Origin of the sequence: Desertihabitans aurantiacus (assembly GCF_003344635.1) — a bacterium.
GTDB classification, from domain to species: Bacteria; Actinomycetota; Actinomycetes; order Propionibacteriales; family Propionibacteriaceae; genus Desertihabitans; species Desertihabitans aurantiacus.
On record NZ_QPKK01000269.1, the window covers coordinates 1 to 5,123 of the forward strand.

Here is a 5,123-nt window from a genome sequence, read left to right on the forward strand (position 1 = left end):
CCCGGGTGGTCGGCGTGGACATCTCCCCGGCCGCTCGGCAGCGGGCCGCCGAGCTCGGCGCCACCGTGCTCGCGCCGGGGGAGGGGGAGGCGCTGCTCGACCTCACCGACGGCGGCGCCGACGTCGCCGTGGACGCCGTCGGGTCCGCCGCGACGCTGGAGGCCTCGGTGCGTTCGCTGCGCCGCCGCGGCCGTCACGTCCAGATCGGGTTGCTGCTGGGCGAGCGGGCGGCCCCGCCGGTGCCGATGGACCTGGTGGTGGCGCACGAGCTGTCCCTGCACGGCTCGCACGGGATGGCCGCCGCCGGCTACCCGGGGCTGCTGGCGCTGGTGGCGGACGGGTCGCTGCGCCCGGCCGAGCTCGTGGGCCGGGTGGTCGGGCTGGACGGGGCGGCCGGGGCCCTGGCCGCGATGAGCGGGCCGACCACCGCGGCCGGCACGACCGTCATCCGCCTCGACCGAGCCGGGCGCTAGACGGCCGGCGGTGCCGGGTGCAGCTGGTCGAGCTCGTGGGCCAGCAGCGACACCGTGTACGGCGAGACCTGGTGCAGGCCGTGGGTGGGGTCGTCCACCACCTCCCAGTCACCGCCCAGCGCCGCCGCCCGGTCGCGCACGGGCTGGGCGTAGCTGCGGTGGCCGACGCCCTGGAAGCAAGACGGGTCGAACCGGTTGATCACCTGCAGCTGCCGGCGTCCCGGGCCGACGGCGCCGAGCACGTACAGGTCGAGGTAGCCGGCGATGGCGTACAGCTCGGGCATGCTCTCCCGGCGCTGCTCCCAGTCGCCGAAGTTGGGGTGGGAGGCCGGGTGCGGGCGCAGGTAGAACGGCCAGGTGCCCGCGACCTGCACGCTGAGGGTGACCCGGGGGTCGACCGCGGCGTGCAGCACGGTGGTCCAGGCGCCGCCGGAGAACCCGACCGTGACGACGCTGCTCAGCGGTGCCTCGTCGGCGGCCTGGTTGAGCAGCGCCACCACCGGCTCGATGAAGAAGGTCGCGGCGGAGAAGCCGGCCGTCTCGTAGCCGTCGAACACCTCGTGGCTGCGGGCCTCGACCCGGCTGCCGTCCGGTGCCTCCAGGAAGGGCGCGTTCCAGCCCTGCAGCGGCATGTCGACCCCGGCGACGACGTAGCCGCGGTCGAGCAGCGTCTGCATCACCTGCAGCTGCGGCTGGTGGTACTTCGGCTGCCGGCCGTTGCCGTGCCCGGCCAGGAAGCAGGCGAACCGGCCGGGCACCGGGTGCCGCGGGTGCACCCGGTAGACGGTCGCGGTCACGCCGTGGCGCATCGTGAGGGTGAGCCGGTCGGTGCCGGCCGCGTCCAGGGGTTCCAGGTCGGCCAGCTCCACGTCGCGGGTGAGCTCGGGCCGCCGGGTCGGCAGACCGGCCCCCTTCCACAGGTGCTGCACCAGGCGTTCCCGCCGCTCGGCCACGTCCTCGGGGCTACGCAGGGTGATCAGCCGGTCGACGTCGACGCCGACCACCTCCGGCGGCAGCGTCCGCCAGCCCTCACCCAGCCGGGCCTCCACCTCGGTGTCCACCACCGGCAGCGGTCGTCGACTCACCTGGTCACCTCCACGTCCTCGCTCCACACCGTCGGGGAACCCCCCCGGACCGACCGCAGCCCCACCCGGTACCGCCCGGGGGCGTCGGGCAGCGGCAGCCGGCCCTCCCCGGTGGTCGCGGCGCTGCCGAGCCGGCCGACCGCGACGGGGGAGCCCCGGCGCGACCCGTCCACCGCGCACAGCACCAGCTCGTCGGAGGGCCGGTGGTCGACCGGTGCCGACCAGCTGATCTCGACCGCCCCGTCCACCCCGGTGACGTCCACGGTCGCCGGCACCCAGCCGTCCAGGGTGTGCGCCGGGTCGCGCCACCGCGTCGGGTCGTCCAGCACCCGGAGCGGGTCGACCGGCAGCGGGGAGCCGTCGGCGTCGCGGCTGCCGTGCTCGAGGAACCGTTCCCGCGCGGAGCCGTCGTCGGGCTGCACCAGCCAGCGGTCGGGGGCCAGGTGCGCACCCAGCTGGCAGTCGAGGAGCACCGCCTCGCTGTGCGGGAAGGCGCGCGGGTCGGTGCGGGCGACCCGGACCGACCCGGCGGGGACCTCCGGGGTCGCGGTCAGCCGGCAGTCCACCAGCACGTGCCCGCGCTCACCGGCGCCGTTGCGGATCTGCATCAGGTAGCCCGGCCCGAGCGAGCGGTACTCCGAGCGCCAGTGGTGCACCGCGCCGGTGCCCCAGACGGCGTCGACGTCGCCCTCCACCCGGCAGCCGGCCACGAACCCGGTGCCCTGCAGCCGCAGCGTGTCCTGGTGGCTGCGCAGCACCACCCGGTGCAGCACCGTGCGGTCGGCGTTGCCGCGGAACGCCTCGGCCTGGGAGCCGCCGCGGGGTGTGGTGTTCTCGCAGGTGAGGTCCTCCAGGCGGACGTCGTCGGCCTCCACCCCCACCGTGGCCCGCCAGCCGTTGTGCAGGTCGCGGTCGCCGAGGCGCCGGCGCGGGCAGCGGCTGCCCGAGGGCATCCCGTTGAGCAGCTGGTTGTTGGGGTAGCCGATCACGGTGCGCTCCCGGCCGGCCCCGCGCAGGGTCAGGTGCGGCTTGTCGGCGGGGACGTAGACGATCTCGCGGTAGCGCCCGGGAGCGATGGTGATGAGGACGGGGTGCTGGTTGCCGCGGGGGACCGCGTCGACCGCGCCCTGCACGGTGCAGTAGTCGCCGGTGCCGTCCGCGGCCACCCGGAGCACCGGCCCGTCCGCCGGGCGGGCACGGGTGGTGAGCTCCCAGCACGGCCCGCCGTCCACCCGGACGCGGTAGCGCTGGCCGGGACGCAACGTCACCCGCGGGCGGACCTCCAGCAGCCGGCCGCCGCTGCCGGGGACGTCCAGCACCGGGTGGTAGCGGAACCAGTGCAGCCGGCCGGTGTCGGAGACGGCGCCACCGACGGTGCGCCGGTGCCCGTCCGGCTCGGCCGGGTCGATGACGTCCTCCAGCGTCCCGTCCTCGTGCCGGATCTCCACCCGGCCCAGCTCCTCGGGGGCGGTGGGACGGCTCAGCGGCACCAGCAGCGGGGTGTCGACGCAGACGTCGGCCGCCCCCGGCGCGGGCCAGGGACCCCGAGCCGTCACCGGCCGCGTCCGTCGAGCAGCGGCCGCGCCACCCCTGACGGGCGGGGCTGGGCCATGAAGACGATGGTCTGGTCGCGCACCCGCAGGATGTGGGACTCCAGCGCCTCCCGCGCCCCGGCGGCGTCGTTGGCCTCCAGCGCCTCGACGATCGCCCGGTGCTCGGAGACCGCGGTGTCGAGCCGCTGGTGGGTCAGCTGCGCCTCCATCCCGGCCCGGGTGACGTGGATGCTGAGGTGCAGCTCGTCGTGCATGGCCAGCAGCCGCGGCAGACCGGCCAGGTCGACCATCGCCCGGTGGAACTGGGTGTCGTTGTCGCGGAAGGCCATGTACTTGGCCGGGTCGTCGACGGCCCCCTCGGCCAGCTCGGCGGCCTCGTCGAGCAGCCGTCGCAGCTCCGGTGCGGGGACGTGCGGGGCCTGCTCGGTGTAGCGGCGCATCGCGTGCGACTCGATCATCAGCCGGAGCTCGAACATCTCGTACAGCGAGCTCAGCGAGGGCGCCGCGACGGTGAACCCGATCGCGGGGTCGTAGGACAGCAGGCCGCGCTCGTGCAGCCGGCCCACCGCGCTGCGGACCGGGGTGCGGCTCATCCCGAGCCGGCGGGCGAACTCGCGGACCGGGACGATCTGGCCCGGCTGCGGGTGCTCGGAGGTCAGCCAGTCGACGATGGCCTGGTGGGCGCGGTCCTCCAGGTTGCTGTCCCTGGCTCTGACCAGAGCCAGGTTGTCCGTGGACGTCTGTGTCACCGCGGTGCCTCCCGTGCCGATCCGTGGGCCACAGCCTACATCGCTCGCGGCAAAGTGGCATGCCACCGGCTCGCCGGTCTGTCCGGTCCCGCAAAACGGCTTCTGTCCGCTTCCTTGCGCACTTATCGAACTTCCTGCGGGAGACCCCTTGACAACGCCGCCGCGACCACCAAGCATTGCGGCATGCCACCGGCATTCAGCAGGTCGACGGAGATCGGCGCCGCCCCCCTCGCCGGGGTCGTGCCCCCGGTCGTGCTGCCCCTCAGCGATGACGGGGCGGTCGACTCCGCCTCGCTCGAGCGGCACGTCAACCACCTCGTGGAGGCGGGCGTCGCGGGGCTGTGGGTCAACGGCACCACCGGGGAGTTCTACGCACTGGACGTGGAGCTGCGGGCCCGGGTGGTGCGGGAGTGCGTCAAGGCCGTCGCCGGCCGGGTGCCCGTGGTGGCCCACGTCGGCGACACCTCGACCGACCTCGCCCTGCAGCACGCCCGGGCCGCGGTCGCCGCCGGGGCGGAGCACCTGTCGGTGCTGCCGCCGTACTTCGTCGGCTTCGGCAGCGACGAGCTCAAGGCGCACCTCCGGGTGCTGGCCCGGGCGGTCGGCGGCCCGGTCTTCGCCTACCACCTGCCCCAGCTCGCCCCGGCCACGCTGGGAGTGGACGCGATCGTCGAGCTGGCGGCGGAGGGCTTCGTCTGCGGGATCAAGGACAGCAGCTCCAACATGCTGTGGTTCCGCCAGCTGAGGCTCGGGCTGGAGGCGGCGGGGGTGCGGCTGCCCTGCTTCACCGGGGGCTCGAGCGTGACCGACCTCGGCTACTTCCTCGGCGCCACCGGCACCGTCTCCTCGACCGGCAACCTGACACCGCGGCACCTGGTGGCCCAGCACGAGGCGGCCCGCTGCGGGGACTGGGACACGGTCCGGGCCCTGCAGGACCAGACCGAGCACCTGATCGCCCGGCTGCTGCCGCCGGGGATGGTCGGCTCGCCCGGGCTGACCGCCGCGGCCTACAAGTACGTGCTCACCGTGCTCGGCCGCATCGACAGCGAGCGGACGGCCCGTCCCCAGGCGGTGCTGCCCGCGGCAGCCCGCCAGCACCTGGACGCCGACGTCCTGCCCCTGGTCGAGCAGCTGGAGAGCGCCCCTCCCCGCCCCCCGGCGGCCTGACCGGCCGCACCCGACCCCGACCCGAACCGAAAGAGGACAACGATGTCTGCACCCACCACCCGCGCGCCCGGCCGGCCGGTCGGCGCCGCGCTGCTC

At 75.2% G+C, this 5,123-nt stretch carries 5 protein-coding genes; 2 read left to right on the forward strand and 3 right to left on the reverse strand.

Annotation, left to right across the window (positions count from 1 at the left end):
• The coding region (locus DVA66_RS16905) for a zinc-binding dehydrogenase (RefSeq protein ID WP_157974078.1) at positions 1-473 on the forward strand (473 nt) is incomplete at its 5' end.
• On the opposite strand, the gene DVA66_RS16910 is transcribed toward DVA66_RS16905, so the two are convergent.
• The 3 genes from DVA66_RS16910 to DVA66_RS16920 are packed head-to-tail and all read right to left on the reverse strand — an operon-like array spanning position 470 to position 3,860.
• On the reverse strand, positions 470-1,558 hold the full coding sequence (locus DVA66_RS16910) for a hypothetical protein (protein ID WP_157974079.1): 1,089 nt from the start codon (positions 1,556-1,558) through the stop codon (positions 470-472). The two genes, DVA66_RS16905 and DVA66_RS16910, sit on opposite strands and share 4 nt — an antisense overlap.
• Entirely contained in the window at positions 1,555-3,114 is a 1,560-nt protein-coding gene (locus tag DVA66_RS16915; protein ID WP_114561116.1) for a pectinesterase family protein, read from the reverse strand. The genes DVA66_RS16910 and DVA66_RS16915 overlap by 4 nt, the downstream gene beginning before the upstream one ends.
• On the reverse strand, positions 3,111-3,860 hold the full coding sequence (locus tag DVA66_RS16920) for a GntR family transcriptional regulator (RefSeq protein ID WP_198671878.1): 750 nt from the start codon (positions 3,858-3,860) through the stop codon (positions 3,111-3,113). The genes DVA66_RS16915 and DVA66_RS16920 overlap by 4 nt, the downstream gene beginning before the upstream one ends.
• Before the next feature lie 183 nt (positions 3,861-4,043).
• On the opposite strand from DVA66_RS16920, the gene DVA66_RS16925 reads away from it, so the two are divergent.
• Positions 4,044-5,027, forward strand: a complete 984-nt coding sequence (locus tag DVA66_RS16925; RefSeq protein WP_114561118.1) for a dihydrodipicolinate synthase family protein — start codon at positions 4,044-4,046, stop codon at positions 5,025-5,027.
• The last annotated feature ends 96 nt before the right edge of the window (positions 5,028-5,123 follow it).

Coding starts and splice junctions, on each gene's coding strand:
- DVA66_RS16925 (WP_114561118.1), top strand. CDS start 4,044: ATGCCACCGGCATTCAGCAGGTCGACGGAGATCGGCGCCGCCCCCCTC.